Consider the following 14470-nt stretch of genomic DNA (forward strand, 5'->3'; position numbering starts at 1 on the left):
GCACCGGGGCGCAGCGTCGATAGTTCGTGGCTCGAATGGGAGGAAGGTGCGCGCTAGGGGTCGCGCTCGCCCTCCTGGCCTTCCCCTTGGCCGGGGTCGCGCAGGCCAGGGAGCGGGCGGATCGCACGGAGTGGCAGAAGCGGCTCGGCCGCCAGGGCGTGATCGACCTGGACCGGCGCACGGGTACGCCGCGGGTGCTCGCGCGCCTGGACGGGACGCTGACCGGTGCGTCGGCGCGCTCGCCTGAGTCGGTCGCTTCGTCGTATGTGCGCGCGAATCTCGCGTCGTTGGGTCTGAGCGCCGGGGACGTCGTCGGTCCCCCCGTCATCGAGTCCCAGCCGGGCGGCGTGACGTCGATCGAGTGGCGCCAGACGGTCGACGGGATCCCCGCGGCCGACCACGCGTTGCGGGTGAACGTAGGGCGCGACGGGCGGGTGCTGAACGTGCTCGGATCGCCCGCACATGACTTGACGGTGCCGACGACGACGCCGTCCGTGGACGCGGGCGAGGCGGTCCGGGCCGTCCAGGACGACGTCGGCTCGCACCGGTCGCTGGTGCGTCTCGGCGCGCCCCGGGGTGCGCGGCGCACGACGTCGTACGGGCGGGACACGTCGGCGTCGCTCGTCACATTCGACGGGCGCCTGGCGTGGCGCGTCCAGTACCGCGCCGACGCCGACGCGGTCTACGACGCGACGGTCGACGCACGCACCGGGAAGGTGCTGCGGCGGGTGAACATGGTGTTCAGCGACTCGCCCGCGTCGGTCTGGGAGCGCTTCCCGGGCAGCGGGGCCGGCGGGACCGCGAGGACCGTCGATCTGGAACCCTGGCTGGCCGCGTCGGCCACCACCCTCGACGGCTCGAACGTGCATGCGTACAGCGACCTCGACGACAACGATGTCGCGTCCGCCTCGGAGGAGGTCACGCGGGTGGGCGGCGGGTTCAACTTCCCGCTGCAGGCGGTCGGCGGGACGGGCTGCGACGCGGCGCACCTGTGTGCCTGGAGCTCCGCCTCGGATCGGACTTTGAATCGACAGCAGGACGCGGTCCAGGCCTTCTACTTCGCCAACCGCTTCCACGATCACCTGGCGTCGCTCGGCTTCACCGGCTCGATGGGCGCGTTCGAGGGCGCCGACGACCTGCTGCTGGAGACGATGGACGGCGCGAGCACGGGCCCGGACGGCAACCACCTCAACAACGCGAACATGTTCACGCCGCCCAACGGCTCGCACCCGCGGATGCAGATGTACCTGTGGAGCTCGCCGTTCCGGCGCATCTCCAGCGGCAGCGACGCCGCGATCGTCTACCACGAGTACACCCACGGGCTCTCGAACCGGCTCGTCCACGACGCCGACGGCTACGGCGCGGTCAACTCCGCGCAGGCGGGGGCGATGGGGGAGGCCTGGAGCGACTTCTACGCGATGGACTTCATCGTCGACCAGTTCCCGGGATTGGACACGGGCGCGGTGGGCGAGGTCGTGATGGGCGCCTACACCGACCTGCCCGGCTCCTCGTCGAAGCTGCGCTTCTCACCCCTGGACTGCCCGCCGGTCGGCGCCGATCCGGTCGCCTGCCCGGGGCGCCCGGTTCTCGGCTCGGGCGGGTTCACGTACGGCGACTTCGGGCGGATCGCCGGCGGCGCGGAGGTCCACGCCGACGGCGAGATCTGGGCGCAGACCCTCTGGGACCTGCGCACCGCGGTGGGGCCCGCGAAGGCCCGGGCGCTGGTGACGACGGGGATGTCGTTGCTGGCGCCCGAGCCGTCCTTCCTGGACGCGCGCAACGCGATCTTCCTCGCCGACCAGACGCTGTACGGCGGCGCCGACGCTTTGACGCTGTGGGCGGTGTTCGCGGGGCGGGGGATGGGTTTCTACGCCGCCGCGTTGAACGGCGACGACACCGCGCCGGCCGAGAGCTTCGCCCTGCCGCCCGCGGCCGGTGGGGCGGTCGGGACGATCACCGGGCGGGTGACGAACGCGATCGGCGGGGCGGGCGTGGCGGGCGTGACCGTCGGACTTGCGGGCGGCCTCGGCACCGTGAGCGCGGTGACGGGCGCGGACGGCCGCTACACGATCGCCGACGTGCCGGCCGGCTCCTATCTGAAGGTCACCGCCGGTGGCAGCGGGTGGGAGGGACCGGTCACCGCGCTGTCGCTCGGGGCGGGCGCGACCTTGACCTACGACGCCGTCGTCAAGCGCGACTGGGCCGCGAGCAAGGGCGGCGCGACGATCACCGGCTCCAACGGCCGCGAGTGGTCCGACTACGGCTGCGGCCCCAACGCCGCCGTCGACCAGTCCCAGGTGCTCGGCTGGTCGACGACCGCGGGTTCTGACAAGAACCTGATCGTCCAGTTGCCGGACACGATCAATGTCACCCAGTTCGGGCTCGACCCCACCGAGACCTGCGGCGACGGCGCCGATGCCGCCACCGCCGGCTACCGCGTCGAGACCTCGGCCAACGGCACGACCTGGACCGTCGCCGCGACCGGAACCTTCACCAGCGCGAACCGCCGCACGCTGAACCTGGTCGCGCCCTCCGCGGGCGCGAGCGGCGTCCGCTACGCCCGCCTGACGCTGCTCTCCTCCCAGGGCGCGGGCGCCCAGTTCAAGGACCTCTCCGAGTTCGCCGTCTACGGCACACCGTTCACGCCTGCCGACACGACCCCGCCCGACACGACGATCGAGTCGGGCCCGTCGCCGTTCGTGTTCTCGTCTGACGACCCCGCGGCGACGTTCGAGTGCAAGGTCGATGGCGGCGCGTATGCGGCGTGCACGTCGCCGGACGCGCGGACGTTCGCCGACGGCACGCACACCTTCTTTGTCCGTGCGAAGGACCCGGCGGGCAACGTCGACCCGACGCCCGCGTCGAGGACCTTCACGGTCGACACGACGCCGCCGGAGACGACGTTGGCCGCGGGCGGGCCGCCGTTCGCGTTCAGCTCCAATGAGCCGGGGAGCTTCGAGTGCAAGCTCGACGATGGCGACTTCGCGACCTGCACGTCGCCGTTTGCGCCGACGGTCGCCGACGGCGCGCACACCTTCTCCGTCCGCGCACGTGACGCGGCCGGCAACGTCGATGCCACCCCGGAGACGCGGGCGTTCACCGTCGACACGACGCCGCCGGAGACGGAGATCACGAGCGGGCCGGCGGGTGCGACGAGTGACGCGTCCCCGTCGTTCGGCTTCGCGTCGGAGGCGGGTGCGACGTTCGAGTGCAAGCTCGACGGCCCGGGCTCGACGACCGGGACGTACGCGAGTTGCACCTCGCCGCGGGCCTATAGCGCGCTGGCCGACGGCACGTACGTGTTCTCGGTCCGGGCGACGGATGCCGTGGGCAATGTCGATGCGACGCCGGCGACCCGGTCGTTCACGGTCGAGACGACGGCGCCGGACACGGGCATCACGAGCGGGCCCACGGGGCTCACGAACGGGGCGTCGCCGTCGTTCGCGTTCACCTCGACGGAGGCCGGATCGACGTTCGAGTGCAAGCTCGACGGGCCGGGCGCGGCGACGGGCACGTACGCGGCGTGCACGTCGCCGCGCGCGTACGCGTCGCTGGAGGACGGCGACTACACGTTCTCGGTGCGGGCGACCGACAGCCTGGGGACGCCTGACGCCTCGCCGGCCACGCGCACGTTCACCGTCGACACGACGCCGCCGGACACGACGATCGACTCCGGGCCGAACCCGTTCCGGTTCTCGTCGCCGGAGGCGGGCGTGACGTTCGAGTGCAAGGCCGACACCGGCGCGTACGCCGCGTGCGCGTCGCCGCACGTGGTGATGTGGACGGAAGGGACGCACACCTTCGCGGTGCGGGCGAAGGACCCCGCGGGGAACGTCGACCCGACGCCCGCGACACAGACGTTCACGGTCGACACCACAGGGCCGTCGATCACCGGCCTGGTCGGCCCGGCGAACCGCACGAAGAACACGACGCCGACGTTCACGTTCGGCGCCGACGAGGCGGGCGCGACGTTCGAGTGCAAGCTCGAGGCGCTCGAGGTGCCCGGGGCGTTCGAGCCCTGCACGTCCCCGTTCACCTACCCGGCGCTGGAGCAGGACGCGCGCTACACGTTCACGGTCCGCGCCCGCGACGCCGCCGGGAACGTCGGGGCGGACGCCACGTGGGCGTTCACGCTCTTCACCACGGCACCGGAGACCGGGATCAGCAGCGGCCCGGAGGGAGTGACCCGCAACGCGACTCCGGTGGTCGAGTTCGCCTCCTCGCCGCCCGGCGCGACCTTCACCTGCACGCTCGACGGCGAGCCGATCGTGCCGTGCACGAGCCCGCTCACGCTTCACCCGCGCGCGGACGGCGAGCACACGTTCAGCGTCGCCGCCACCGACGACCTCGGCAACGTCGACGCGACGCCGGCGGTGCGGCGCTTCACCCTCGACACGACGGCGCCGGACACGTTCCTCGACGCGACGCCGCCCGCGACCGTGCACGCAGGACTGTTGACGTTTGCCGTGCGCGCGAGCGACGGGACGGTCGCCTGCGCGCTCGATGACAGTGAGTACGGCTCGTGCGCGATGATCATCCGGGCCGAGGCGCTGACGCCGGGCGAGCACGTCTTCCGCGCCCGCGCCGAGGACGCGGCGGGCAACATCGACGCGACGCCGGCCGAGTTCCGCTTCACGGTCGTCAACGGCGCGCCCACGGCGACGCTGGCCTTCGATGTCACCAGCGGCCCCGCGCCGCTCGCCGCCCAACCGACGATCGGCGGCACCGATCCCGACGACGACCCGCTGACCTACACGCTCGACTTCGGCGACGGCCAGGTCGCGCGCGGCACGCTGCCGAGGCCGCTCCTCCCGCACCGCTATGAAGTGGCGGGCGTGTACACGGTGCGCCTGACCGTCAGCGACGGCCGCGTCACCGCGCACGCCGAGCAGGAGGTCGTCGTCACGACGCTGCAGGGCGTCACGCCCGCATCGCTTGCGCTCGAGCTCAGCGCCCGGCGCGTCGACCTCGGCACGTTCATCCCGGGCGTCGCGCGGGACTACACGGCGGGTCTGACCGCGACGACGACCGGCAGGGGAACGCTGACCGTTGCCGACACGGGCGCGGAGGCCGGCTACCTCCTCGGCCCCGCGGGTGCGTTGACGCAGCCGCTCACGGTCCGCGCGACGAACGGCGCGTTCACGGCATTGACCACCCCGGTCGTGGTCCCGAACGCCGTCGAGTTCCGCCAGTCGATCGCCGCGGACGAGGTCCTGCGCCCGGGCGCCTACACGAAGGCGCTCACCTTCACGCTGACCGTCACGACTCCGTGAGCGCCCGCAGCACGTACGGGCCGAGCGTCGCCGAGTAGGTGCCGGTCATGTGGTTGGCGTCGCGCACGACGAGCGCGCCGCCGATGACCGGGTAGCAGCGGCGGTCGCAGAAGAAGGGGGAGAGGTCGAGCACCTGGCGCCCGGTGTCTCGCGCGGCGCGGACGGCGGGGTCGCGTGGCAGGCCGAACCGGCGCGGCACGGCGCAAGCGGGCCCGGGTGCACGCTCGCGCCGCAGTGCCCGCCGGATGCACGTGTCGGTGTCACCACGGAAGCGCGGCGTGTCGCGGAGGACGATCACGCGCCGGTCGCCCAGGGCGGCCCATGCCTCTGCGTAGCCCCGCACCGACGCGGCGAAGCGCGTCTCGCCGCGGCGCGGTACCACACCGGAGCCGGTGGACAGGCCGGCGACGAACACCGTGCGGATCTCCGGCCTCGCGGCCAGCCAGGCGAAGACGTCCTCCTTCCAGCGCGCGCACTGCGTGCGGCGCGGCTCACGCAGGTCGCGCAGCGCCTTCTGCAGCGGACAGCTCGAGCGGGTGATCGAGACGCCGCTCCACCCCCTGGCCGTCGCGACGTGCTCGAACGCCGCCCGCCAGTGACCCGCGTGGCTGTCGCCGACGAGCGCGATCGTCTCGCCCGCCTTCGCTCCGAAGCGGCAGATCGCCGGCGGACCGGGATCGATCGACCGGCACGGCGAGTTCGGCAGCGTCCGCGCTTCCGTCAGCGACGGTGTCACGGTCCGGGTGGGGTTCGAGCACGGCACTTCGGGGTCGCGCGCGGCGGCCCCGAAGCACATCGCCGCGGCCAGCTCCAGCAACATCAGTGTTCGCAGTGCGAAGGCTGCGGCGGGACGTCCAGCGTCGGGTTGCGGTCGAAGAAGCCGAACGGCTTGAGCCAGAAGGACACCGTGTCCACGGGCATGATCGGCCAGTCCTCCATGCGCGTGATGTGGTGGATGCCGAAGACGTACCAGAGCACGACGTCGGTGTCCTCGATCGAGCGCCCGGCGGCGGTCCACGTCGGTAGCCCGTCGTCCGTGTCGGACTGGTTCGGGAACGGACCGCACGGCCAGCGCTCCGCCGCGTCATACGGGGTCACCCACAGCGTGTGGCGCAGCGCCTCGGCGGTGCGCAGCACGGGCGAGTCCTCCGGGAGCATGTGTGGCAGCGTCGCGCCGGGGACGAGCTTGTACGCGACCGGCGTGCCGACGTGATTGAGCGAGCTCGGGTTGGTCACCTTCCACCCGCGCTGCGTCTCCCACTTGTAGTCCTGGAAGCCCTCGGTCGTCAGCGTCTCGGCGGTCTGCTTCAGACCGAGCCCGTAGGGGTCCGCGTCGCTGTAGCCCGCGGCGCTCGTCTCGACCATCTGCACGGTGTTGTCCGGGCCGTCGACGTCGAGGTCCAGGCGGGCGATCAGAAAGTGCTGGTGGAAGGGCGCGTAGGTGCGCTGGTCGACCATCGTGCCGTGCTTGGCCGGCTCGCCCTCGGGCAGGTGGCCGACGACCATGATGCCCGTCGCCCGCACGTGGCACTCGATCGAGCCGTCCTGATAGAGCCGCCAGTAGACGAGGTACTCGTAGTTGGCGACGGTCACGTGGACGGAGATCACGAGCCTGCGGGCGCGGCGGACCTCGGCGCCCTCGGTGTGGTCGACGTGCTTCCACAGCACGCCGTCGTCCTCCTCGTGGATGCAGACGGCGTTCTTGATGACGTACGGCTCGGCCGCCGTGTCGTGCAGGACGGCGTCGACGTAGCGGATCTCGCCGAGGCAGTCGCACCCGAGCTCGAGCGACTGGGTCATGAAGCCGAGGCCCCACTCGCCGATGTCATACGCCGTGCGGCGGAAGTGGTCCGGCGACGGGTCGCGGTACGGGACGACCATCTCGGCCAGCGAGATCCGGTGGGCGACGCTGCGCCCGCCGAACGCCAGCGTGTGCAGGACGAGCCCCTCGCGGTGGTTGAACCCGAGCCGCAGCGACCAGTTCTGCCAGCGCAGCGCGTGGCCGTCGAGGGTGAACGAGACGCCCTCGGGCTGGGTGATCTCGACGGCCTTCAGGTCTTGGCGCTGCTTCAGGTTCGGCACGAAGCGCGGGACGTACTCGCCCATCGTGCCGGCGGGCTTGTCGACGCTGGACGTGTCCTCGATCTCCAGCAGCTCCATCGTGTTGAGGTCGACGACGCAGTGCAGCCCGTTGACCGGGTTCGCGTATGGGTTCGACCCGGGCTCGCTTCGATACCACGTGTCCGTCCAGCCGACCCGCCGGTCCGCGTACTGCTCGGGCACGAGGAAGCCGCGGTAGCCCCAGACGTCGAACAGCACGTTCGACATGTCGGTGATGCCACGCTTGGCCAGCGCCTCGATCAGCCGCGGCTCCGCCCGCATCGCCTCGTCGCACTCATGCCACTCGTCGGGCGTGAGGTTGGGCTGGATGCCCGCCAACTCCTCCCACGACGTGGTCGTGTCGCCCGTGAGCGACACGACCGCGCGATAGGCCGCGCCGCCGTCGCGGTTCCAACACACCACGATCGCCTCACGGGCGTCGCTGGTTACGCCTTTCTGCGGCTCCTTGAGCTCGATCGACGCGAAGCGCCAGCGCTCGCTGACGCCGTGGTCGCGCCGCAGGACCGCGGCCGCCTGGCGGAACTCGTCCGCGGAGAGGGGATCGAGGGCGTGCATGGGCGAATCCTCACACCAACGCCGCCTCGAGGATCTTCAGGCCCTTGTTGAGCTCCTCGTCGGTGATCGTCAGCGGCGGGAGCAGGCGGATGACGTTGCCGTACAGGCCGCAGGCGAGCAGGAGCAGGCCCTCTCCGCGGGCCTTGGCCACGGCGGCGCCGACGAGCTCCGGCGCGGGCGTCTTGGTCTCGCGGTCGCGGACGATCTCGAGCGCCAGCATCGGCCCGAGGCCGCGGACCTCGCCGATCGCGTCGACGCGGGTCGCCATGTCCTCCAGCGCCGCGCGCAGGTTCGTGCCGAGCTCCTCCGAGCGGGCGCGCATGGCCGGGATTTGGTCGAGGACGACGGACGCGGCGGCGCAGGAGACCGGGTTGCCGCCGAAGGTCCCGCCGAGCCCGCCCGGGTCGACGGCGTCCATGATCTCCGCCGGGCCGGTGACGGCGGCGAGGGGGAGGCCGCCGCCGAGCGACTTGCCGGACACCAGGAGGTCCGGCTGGGCGTTCTCGTAGTGCTCGATCGCCCAGGTCGGGCCCGTGCGGCCGACGCCGGACTGGACCTCGTCGTCGATCCACAGGATCCCGTGGCGGTCGCACAGCTCCCGCAGGCGGGCGGGGAAGTCGGCGGGCATCTCGATGAAGCCGCCCTCGCCCTGGACGGGCTCGAGGATCACGGCGGCGACGGTCGCCGGGTCGACGTGGGCGAGGAAGAGCTGCTCGAGCGCGGCGATGCTGTCGTCGCTGGTGATCCCGCGGTAGGGATACGGGGCGGGCGCGCGGTAGACCTCGGGCGCGAACGGGCCGAAGCCCTTCTTGTAGGGCTTGACCTTGGAGGTCAGCGTCATCGTCATCAGCGTGCGGCCGTGGAAGCCGCGGTCGAAGCTGACGATCGCGGGGCGGCCGGTCTTCGCGCGGGCGATCTTGACGGCGTTCTCGACGGCCTCGGCGCCGGAGTTGAAGAGGATCGACTTCTGGTCGGTCCCGCGACACGGCGAGAGCTCGCCGAGCTTGCGGCAGACGTCGACGTAGGGCTCGTAGGCGGCGACCATGAAGCACTGGTGCAGATAGGCGTCGACCTGCGCGTGGATCGCCTCGACCACCGCTTCGGGGTTGTGGCCCAGGTTCTGGCAACCGATGCCGCCGGCGAAGTCGAGGTAGTTGACGCCGTCGGCGCCTTGGACGTGCGCGCCCTCGGCGGCGACGGCGACGATGGCGGGCGCGGACACGCCGCGCGCGACCCAGCGCTCGCGGTCGGCCAGCAGCGTGTCGGGCTGGATCTGCGATGCGGTCATGTCAGGCAGTCTCCCCCTTGTGCGCGTATGGGACCATCCGTGTTCCGGACAAAGCGCTCGCCGGGCTTTGGACTTCCCACCATTCCGGGCGCGGCGGCGCGTCGGCAGTCTGACCCGCCATGGAGATCTGGGAGCTGGGTGCCGTCGAGTTGGCCGCCGCGCTGCGAGCGCGGGAGCTGTCCGCGGTCGACGCTCTGCGGGCGGTGCTCGAGCGCGCCGACGCGATCTCCGCGCTGAACCCGTTCGCGCTGCGGCTCGAGGAGCAGGCGCATGCGGCGGCCGTCACCGCCGACATCCATCTCGGCGCCGGTACAGGCGGACCGCTGTGCGGCGTGCCCCTTACCGTCAAGGACTCCCATTACATGGCGGGTGTGCCGACGACCCACGGGTCGAGCGCGGTCCCGCCGTACGTGCCGGACGAGACCGTCTGCGCGGTGCGCCGGCTCGAGGCCGCGGGCGCGGTCGTCTACGCCAAGACCACCACACCGGAGTTCTGTTACGCGGGCACCACGCCCGGGACCCTCAATCCGCACGACCCGTCGAGGACCCCCGGCGGGTCATCGGGCGGAGCCGCGGTCGCCGTCGCCGCCGGGGCGGGCCCGCTGGCCCTCGGCGGCGACGGCGGTGGCTCCATCCGCATCCCAGCCGCCTTCTGCGGCATCGTCGGCTTCAAGCCCACCTTCGGCGCCGTCCCCCGCGAACCGTCCTCCCAGGGCTGGAAGACCCTCGTCTCCTACGGCCCGATGGCCCGTTCCGTGCGCGACGCCCGCCTCATGTTCGACGTCCTCGCCGGCCCGGACCCCTACGACCGCCACTCGGTCGCCGTTTCTAAAGAGGAGCAGGCCGTCTCTAGATTTGCGATGTGCGATTCGCTCGGGGCCGTCGAGGAGGACGTGCGGCGGGCGTTCCGGAGCGTGTGTGCGGAGGTGGGCGCGGTGGAGGACTCCGCCGGGCTGCCCAACAGCGCGGAGACGTGGGTGGCGATCGCGACCGCCGAGGCGCGGTACGCGGACGCGGAGGCCTTCGAGCATCCCGAGCTCGGGCCGTACGCGCGGGCGTTCCTGCAGGCCGGGGACGCGGTGAGCGCGGAGACGTACATCCGCGCGCAGATCCATCGCGAGCACATCCACCGCGCGTACGCGGAGCTGTTCGAGCGCTCCGGCCTGCTGCTCACGCCCACGGTCGGTTGCGAGGCCTTCGACGCCACGCTCACCGCCCCGCCCACGGTCCCCGATTGGGGTGCCTTCCTTTTCGACGCCAACCTCGCGGGCCTCCCGGCCTGCGCGGTTCCCCTGGGCCGCGGGGACGACGGGCTGCCCATCTCCATCCAGATCACCGGTCCGCGGGGCGCCGACGGCGCTGTCCTCGCGGCGGCAGAGCACATCGAGGAGCTGCTCAATGTTGCGCGGTACGTCTGACCTGCGGGGCTTCTTCCGGACCAACCGGACGCCCATCTACTTCATCTCGCCGACAGCGTTCAACCTGCTCGGCATCGACCGCTGGGTGCGTGGGTTCTCCTACGTGAACTACTTCGACAGCTTCGCCGGCGCGCACCCGCAGGTGTTCGTCCCGCGCGAGCGCCCGTACCGCGAGTTCACCTCGATCGAGGACATCAACAACTACCTCCTGTCGCACAAGGAGGTGCTCGACCACGTCCGCGGCGGCCTCGCGCTGTTCGTCTTCTTCGACGAGGAGACCGAGAAGCTGTGCGACGAGATCGGGCTGAAGATCGCCCTGCCGAGCGCGGAGCTGCGCCACCGGCTGGACTCCAAGATCGTCACCACCCAGCTCGGCGACGAGGCCGGCGTGCCGTCGGTCCCGAACCGACTGGGTCGCGCGCAGTCCTACGAAGAGCTGCTCGAGCTCGCCGAAGGCCTCGGCGACGACCTCGTCGTCCAGACGCCCTACGGCGACTCCGGCAAGACCACGTTCTTCATCAAGGGCGAGCGTGACTGGAACGAGTACGCCGAGGACCTCGTCGACGAGGAGCTGAAGGTGATGAAGCGGATCAATTGCCGCGCCGCCGCGGTGGAGGCCGTGATCACCCGCCACGGCACCGTCGTCGGCCCGGTCATGCGCGATCTGACCGGCTACCCCGAGCTGACCCCGTACCGCGGCGGCTGGTGCGGCAACGACATCTACGAGGACGCGCTCACGCCCGAGCAGCGCGACCGCGCCCGCGTGCTCACCGAGCAACTCGGAGACCGCCTCGCGATCGAGGGCTACCGCGGGTTCTTCGAGGTCGACTACCTGCTCGACGTCGACACGGGCGAGCTCTACCTGGGCGAGCTCAACCCGCGCCTGAGCGGCGTGACCTCGATGACCAGCGTCAGCGCCGGCGCCTACGCCGACATGCCGCTCGTCCTCCTGCACCTCGCCGAGTACCTCGACCTCGACTACGAGCTCGACGTCGCCGAGCTCAACGAGCGCTGGCGCCACACCGCCGCCGCCGACGAGTGGAGCCAGCTGATCATCAAGGAGACCCGCGCGGACGTCGAGCTGCTGACCGCCGCGCCGGAGACGGGGATCTGGCGCCTCAACGACGACGGCACCGCCACCTACCGCGGGCGCGGCAACGACTGGCACGCGATCCACGACGAGGCCGAGGCCTTCTACCTGCAGGTGCTGGGGGAGGGCGAGTACCGCTACCCCGGCGCCGATCTCGGCCTGCTCGTCGCCCGCTCGCGCATGCAGACCGACGACAACGAGCTCACGCCCAAGGCCCGCGCCTGGATCGACGCGATCCGCGACCAGTTCCAGGGCATCCCGCTCGCTCCGGCCAAGGTCGTCGAACGTCCCCACGACGCTCTGGCGTTCAAGGCCTGAAGTGGCCGCGGCCGTGGGTGCGCCGCACCCACGGCCGCAACCATTAGCCTGGGAGCCGCATGGATGCGGCGCTCACCTTCACGGCAGTCGAGGACGAGTTCGCGGCACGCTGGGCGCGGCTCTGGCCCGCCCTGCACGACTGGTACCTGCGCGACGGCGACGCCGCGCGGCCGTCCTACCTCGAGGCCCGGCACGCGCTGCGCGCCCACATGCCCGAGCTCGCCGGCTTCTGGGAGACGTGGAGCGCGGGCATGGGGGACCTGGAGGCGCGGGCGCTCTCGCTCTACGACCCGCCGCCGCTCCTGGCCGGCTGCTCGCAGGCCGTGGTCGGCGGCGAGCTGATCCGCAACTACGACTACGACCCGGCGCGGATCGAGGGGACGATCGCCCGCACGACGATCACGCGCCCGGTGCTCGGCATGAGCGACTGCGTGTGGGGGCTGCTGGACGGGATCAACGACGCGGGGCTGGCGGTCGCGCTCGCGTTCGGCGGGCGCAACGCGCACGGCCGCGGCTTCGGGATCACGATCGTCGTCCGCTACCTGCTGGAGACCTGCGACACGGTCGAGCAGGCGGTCGCGACGCTCGCGCGGCTGCCGATCCACGCGCCTTACAACCTCACGCTCGCCGACCGCGCCCACGCGGCAACGGTGTTCGTCGGCCCTGACCGCCCCGCGCGCGCGGTCCAGCCGCCCATCGCGACCAACCACCAGGAGCACGTCGACTGGCCCGAGCACGCCGCGCAGACGCACAGCGTCGAGCGCCGCGACGCGCTGCTGGCCGACCCGGACTTCCTCGCCGCCCCGCTCTATGCGACGAACTTCGCCCGCGGCTTCGGCACGCTCTACACGGCGGTCTATCGGCCGGCCGCGAGCACCGTGACCTACCGCTGGCCCGGCGTGTCGTGGGACCACGCGCTGCACGCCTTTACGCCCGGGGCGCTGACCGTCAGACTCTCGGAGGGTGCAGACCGCCACGTCGGCGCTCGTCCTCGGTGACCTCGTCGCCCAGGAGGATCTCGGGCTCACCCTGCTGAGCGGGGGAGCAGGCGCGCTCGACCGTGAGGTTGCGGGCGCGCACTCGATCGACGTCGAGGAGCCCACCCGCTTCCTCGAACGCCACTGGGTCATGCTCACCGCCGGTATGCGGTTGAAGGGCAGCGTCGCGGCCCAGAAGGCGCTGATCCGAGAGCTCGACGAGGGCGGGATGGCCGCGCTCGGCATCGGCATCGACCTCGTCTTCAAGCGCGTCCCGCCCGCGCTGCTCGACGAGGCCCGCGAGCGCTCCTTCCCCGTGCTCGCCGTCCCGCTCGACACCGCGTTCCGTGACATCGTCGGCTTCATCAACCGCTCGCTGCTGTCGAGCGACCTGCACACCTACCAGCGCCTGAACGCGATCCAGCGCCACCTCGTCGACGCGCTGAAGGAGCCGCGCCCGCGCGAGGTGATGGTCGAGCGGCTGGCCCGCATGCTCGACGCGGGCGTCGCGGTGATCTGCGACGGCCGCGTCGACGTCGCCTCCGGAACGCTGCCCGACGACGTGATCGCCCGCGTCGACGAGCGCGAGTTCGAGCACGACGGCTGGCACGTCGTCACGGCGCCGATCGGCGACACCGGCTGGCTGGCGGTCGCGAGCCGCGGCCGCATGCTCGCGGCTCGGTTGGCGCGCCCCGCGGCGCAGGCCGCGGTGCCGTTGCTGGCCGCGACCGAACGCCTCGGGGACCTGGCCCGCGACCAGGAGCGGGCGGTGCGGAGCGCATTGCTCGACGAGGCGCTGGAGGGGAGCCGGGACACGCGCGCGCTGGCGGCGCGGGCGGCGTCCTTCGGGCTGGACTTCACGGCGCCCGCGAGGGTCGTGGTGGCGACGGTGCCGCGCGACGGCGCCGCGGGTGACGCGATCGCGCGGGCGGCGGGCGACGCCGGCGTGCCGCACCTCGTCTCCGCCCGCGGCGAGCTTGCGATCGCGCTGGTGCAGGGCGTCGTCGCGCTCACAGGGCTGCGGGCCGGGATCGGGCGTCCCGTCACCACGATCGGCGACGTTCCGCGCTCCTACCGGGACGCGCTGCTCGCCGTCGAGCGGGTGACCGAGGGGCAGCTCGCGTACGAGGACTTCGACCTCGCCACGCTCCTGCTGGCCGAGGTTCCGCCCGAGCACATCCGGCCGCGCGTCGACGAGCTGCTGGCACCGCTGAAGGCCAACCCGCCGCTGCTGGAGGCGCTGGTCGAGTACTTCGCTCGTGACATGGACGTCAACGCGACCGCCGAGGCGATGCACGTCCACCCGAACACGCTGCGATACCGCCTCGGGCGGGTGGAGAAGCTGCTCGGCCGCAGCCTGCGCCGGCCGGCGACGATCGCCGAGCTCACGCTCGCGCTGCAGGCGCCCACGGGTTAGCCGCACCCTCAGC

The 14470-nt window shown here is 72.1% G+C and carries 8 protein-coding genes; 5 read left to right on the forward strand and 3 right to left on the reverse strand.

All coding sequences use genetic code 11. The features are described from left to right. Positions 1-35: 35 nt before the first annotated feature. Positions 36-5273 (forward strand): M36 family metallopeptidase, encoded by a 5238-nt coding sequence (locus G569_RS59450; RefSeq protein ID WP_084285888.1) that lies wholly within the window; start codon positions 36-38, stop codon positions 5271-5273. Here the strand turns inward: G569_RS59450 and G569_RS0132295 are convergent. The 3 genes from G569_RS0132295 to gabT are packed head-to-tail and all read right to left on the reverse strand — an operon-like array spanning position 5260 to position 9237. Beyond that, on the reverse strand, positions 5260-6093 hold the full coding sequence (locus tag G569_RS0132295; RefSeq protein ID WP_028066478.1) for an SGNH hydrolase domain-containing protein: 834 nt from the start codon (positions 6091-6093) through the stop codon (positions 5260-5262). The genes G569_RS59450 and G569_RS0132295 overlap by 14 nt on opposite strands. Further along, positions 6093-7949, reverse strand: a complete 1857-nt coding sequence (locus tag G569_RS0132300) for a primary-amine oxidase (RefSeq protein ID WP_028066479.1) — start codon at positions 7947-7949, stop codon at positions 6093-6095. The genes G569_RS0132295 and G569_RS0132300 overlap by 1 nt, the downstream gene beginning before the upstream one ends. A 10-nt stretch (positions 7950-7959) precedes the next feature. After that, entirely contained in the window at positions 7960-9237 is a 1278-nt protein-coding gene (gabT, locus tag G569_RS0132305; RefSeq protein WP_028066480.1) for a 4-aminobutyrate--2-oxoglutarate transaminase, read from the reverse strand. Positions 9238-9356: 119 nt separating this feature from the next. Between gabT and G569_RS53415 the strand changes: the two genes are divergently transcribed. Genes G569_RS53415 through G569_RS0132325 form a run of 4 tightly spaced genes read left to right on the forward strand, consistent with a single transcriptional unit; the run spans position 9357 to position 14457 of the window. After that, positions 9357-10655 carry an amidase gene (locus G569_RS53415; protein ID WP_037500445.1) on the forward strand — a complete coding sequence of 433 codons (1299 nt, stop codon included), beginning with the start codon at positions 9357-9359 and terminating at the stop codon, positions 10653-10655. Beyond that, positions 10636-12063 carry a biotin carboxylase gene (locus tag G569_RS53420; protein ID WP_037500448.1) on the forward strand — a complete coding sequence of 476 codons (1428 nt, stop codon included), beginning with the start codon at positions 10636-10638 and terminating at the stop codon, positions 12061-12063. Before G569_RS53415 ends, G569_RS53420 begins: the two co-directional genes overlap by 20 nt. A gap of 59 nt (positions 12064-12122) precedes the next feature. Beyond that, positions 12123-13061, forward strand: coding sequence for a C45 family autoproteolytic acyltransferase/hydrolase (locus G569_RS53425; protein WP_037500451.1), 939 nt, complete (start codon positions 12123-12125; stop codon positions 13059-13061). Further along, a complete protein-coding gene (locus tag G569_RS0132325) occupies positions 13027-14457 on the forward strand; it encodes a PucR family transcriptional regulator (RefSeq protein ID WP_028066481.1) in 1431 nt (476 codons plus the stop codon). The genes G569_RS53425 and G569_RS0132325 overlap by 35 nt, the downstream gene beginning before the upstream one ends. The last annotated feature ends 13 nt before the right edge of the window (positions 14458-14470 follow it).

Origin of the sequence: Solirubrobacter soli DSM 22325 (genome assembly GCF_000423665.1) — a bacterium.
Lineage (GTDB): Bacteria > Actinomycetota > Thermoleophilia > Solirubrobacterales > Solirubrobacteraceae > Solirubrobacter > Solirubrobacter soli.